At 36.8% G+C, this 3,321-nt stretch carries 3 protein-coding genes; all 3 read left to right on the forward strand.

The features are described from left to right. Positions 1–520 precede the first annotated feature (520 nt). On the forward strand, positions 521–1,573 hold the full coding sequence (gene hemE / locus AN490_RS06185) for a uroporphyrinogen decarboxylase (RefSeq protein WP_300000927.1): 1,053 nt from the start codon (positions 521–523) through the stop codon (positions 1,571–1,573). A 403-nt stretch (positions 1,574–1,976) separates the two neighbouring features. Further along, the gene (locus AN490_RS06190) at positions 1,977–2,315 is read left to right on the forward strand and encodes a hypothetical protein (RefSeq protein ID WP_300000929.1); all 339 of its coding nucleotides are present in this window, start codon (positions 1,977–1,979) and stop codon (positions 2,313–2,315) included. Positions 2,316–2,473: 158 nt separating this feature from the next. After that, positions 2,474–3,187: a hypothetical protein gene (locus tag AN490_RS06195; protein WP_300000931.1), complete on the forward strand. Its 714-nt coding sequence runs from the start codon at positions 2,474–2,476 to the stop codon at positions 3,185–3,187. The last annotated feature ends 134 nt before the right edge of the window (positions 3,188–3,321 follow it).

A 3,321-nucleotide genomic window follows, 5' to 3' on the forward strand; every position in this document is an offset into this window, starting at 1 on the left:
TTTTGTAAAAACCGTGAAACACCCTATTTATAAGGTATTCGTTAATTTATATTTCGTTACATAGATTGATTCTTTAACGCCGACCTACTTAAGAATAATTTTGCATCTTTGTTTGAAATCAATAATCATCAATAACATCAGAACGGTGGGGGAGTTATTGACGCAGTAATTTTTCTTTTTTGAAATTTAAAAAATTGTGCATTTTATGTTTATCTCATTTATGAATTGAATAAAAGAGCAGCTAAGATACCCAACCAATAAGATAATAACCAACGCTTGTGTGTTAGAATAATGCTTGAGATAGCAATTATTAATCTGTCTTAATTTTATAATCCAGTTCCCTAGTTGTAAAAATTTTCAAATCTACAATTCCAGATTCCAGATTTGAAAAGAAAATCGTAACGTTTTGTTAAGTTAAGTCAAGCAACCTTAAGACCTGTATAGATAGGCAGATCAAGGGGAATCGGAGGATGGTAAGCTATATGGTGAAATATAAAAGTGACTTAGGACGAAGTGTTAAATGGGTGTTTCCTTAACGGCTCCTCTCCTCCTTAGGGCCGCTCGTGGTGAACAAGTAAATCGTCCCCCTGTATGGATGATGCGACAAGCGGGACGCTATATGCAAGCATACCGGGATTTGCGGGACAAATATCCTTCATTCCGCGATCGCTCGGAAATTCCCGAAGTAGCAATCGAAGTTTCCCTCCAACCCTGGAGAGCTTTCCAACCCGACGGAGTAATTTTGTTTTCCGATATTGTCACCCCCTTACCAGGAATGGGGATTGAGATGGATATTGCGGAAGGGAAGGGACCGATTATTTATTCGCCCATACGCACTCAAGAACAAATTGAACAACTGCGTCCTCTAGAACCAGAAGCAGCACTGCCGTTTATCAGAACGATTTTGCAAGCATTACGGCAGGAAGTAGGCAATCAATCAACGGTGTTAGGCTTTGTTGGCGCACCTTGGACTTTAGCAGCTTATGCGGTGGAAGGTAAGGGTTCTAAAACCTATTCCATCATCAAGAACATGGCCTTCTCAGATCCGACAATTCTCCATCAGCTACTCACAAAATTAGCAGATTCTATTGCTGATTATGTCCGCTATCAAATTGATTGTGGCGCTCAAGTAGTACAAATGTTCGATTCTTGGGCAGGACAATTAAGCCCTCAAGATTATGATACCTTTGCGCTACCTTATCAGAAAATGGTGTTCGAGAAAGTTAAAGCTACTCATCCTGACACACCATTAATTTTGTTGGTGACAGGTAGTGCGGGACTTTTAGAAAGAATGGCTACCTCTGGTGCTGATATTATTACTGTAGATTGGACAGTAGATATGGCAGATGCTAGAGCCAGATTAGGTAAGCACGTAAAAGTACAGGGTAATCTTGATCCGGGTGTGTTATTTGGTTCTAAGGAATTTATCCGCGAGCGTGTTTTGGACACCGTTCGCAAAGCCGGCAACTGGGGACATATCCTCAATCTCGGTCATGGTGTATTACCAGAAACACCAGAAGAAAATGTGGCTTTCTTCTTTGAAACTGCCAAAAACCTCAACGCTTTGGTATAATATGTAGGGTGGGCAATGCCCACCTGATTTTTAATTAAACGCAGAACAGAAAAATTGCTACAGCAGATTTCGGCTAAATGACCTACATCCGTGCCTAACCCTCCCTTTAATAAGCGCAGGTAGAGTAAGTAGGTAAACATAATAAAAACGATATATGTTTAGTTTTGTGAAAACCGTGAAACGACCTATTTGCAAGGCATTCATTGAATTTACATTTCGTCATATACCTTTAATTTTTTCTGTTTACCTACTTAATTATGTACCTCACAAAGCCGAAAATTGCTATCTATAGCTGTAATTGTTTTTTGTTTATAAAAAATTAATATTGTTTTAAAGCGTAATGTATTTACTTAAATCCCAGTGATAACTATACTGGGTTTACTGAATATAAATCAAGTATATTATGGATAGAAATACACGCATCACCACGATTATTAATAATCGTCACCAGTGGAGTGAAACAATTACTCAGGTGGAAAAACACTTAAAAACCCTCTCCACCACCTTAGAAATACTAGAAGCAAAACGCAAGGATAGCTTAGAAAAAATCAATGATGTACAAATAATTGGTAAACTAAATGAAATTAATTTAACTAATATTCAGGACAAAATTACCACAGAATTAAACGCTTTAACTAAACTCAAAAACCGATTTTCTCGCAATACATTAAATATTGGAGTCGTGGGGAGAGCAGGACATTTGGAAATAGTGATAGTGGGTGGTGGCAAGAAGTTTCTTTAGCATTACAAGAACTGAGAACTCAATTATGGTATCAGCGACAAGCACCTAATGAAGAACTATACAATGGTTTCATTGCTGCGATTGAAAAATGTGAAATAGACAAAGGCATTTTATCCAAAGAAACCGCTCTTGAAGAAATCAAAAATAGTATTAAAGCCATGAGCGTATTTCGCGCTTATCCTGACTATCAAGATGAATTGAGAGTATTAATCTCTCATCGGTTTTTATCCTTAGATGACAACCTTAAAGCAACAGTAGAATTAGCCAAAAATCAAGTAGTTAACCTATTTAAAGAAAAAGGAAGTTTAGGGTTTATTAGTAATAAACAAGGTTCAGAATTTTTCCAAGACGTAGCTAATATAATTCCTGAAAGATTTGCAAAATTAAAACCAGGATTTGCCATTATCGCCGAATTTACATTATCATATCGCGGTTTAATTTTACCCCGGATTCGACAACATTTAGATGGACTAACTAATATTAGTGCCATAACTGGGGAATTTGGGGGAATTTCTCAAACCAAAAATCAAACTTTAGCATTAACCAAAGATACCACTGCTGACGAAATTTTCACAGCTTTAGAAATTGACTATGACAAAGCCATTAATACCATTAAACCGACATTAGAAGAATTAATGATTGAACCCAATGAAGCTTTGTATGCAATGGTAGAAGAATTTATTGATAATGTCATCCGTCAAAAAGACATTCAAAAAGAATGGAAAAACTTCCTCAGAGGAGTGCGCGGAAAAATTTGGGCAGATATTTTTGGACAAAAAGAAGAGGATAGACAACTGCGAAAAGAATGGTTAGACTTAGTAAATGAAGTTACAGCAGTGAATAAATTAGAATTATTTTACTTTGCTCAGTAGTGATTTAATAGTTAATACTCTGTAGGGTGCGTTAGAAATAACAATTTTAGAGGATGTTTGAAAAGTGGTATTCCGTAATTTTCATCACATTGCTACCCCCCTTAGTCCCCCCTTGTAAAGGGGGGAAACAATAA

It is taken from the genome of Anabaena sp. AL09, assembly GCF_001672255.1.
In the GTDB taxonomy this organism is placed as follows: domain Bacteria; phylum Cyanobacteriota; class Cyanobacteriia; order Cyanobacteriales; family Nostocaceae; genus Dolichospermum; species Dolichospermum lemmermannii.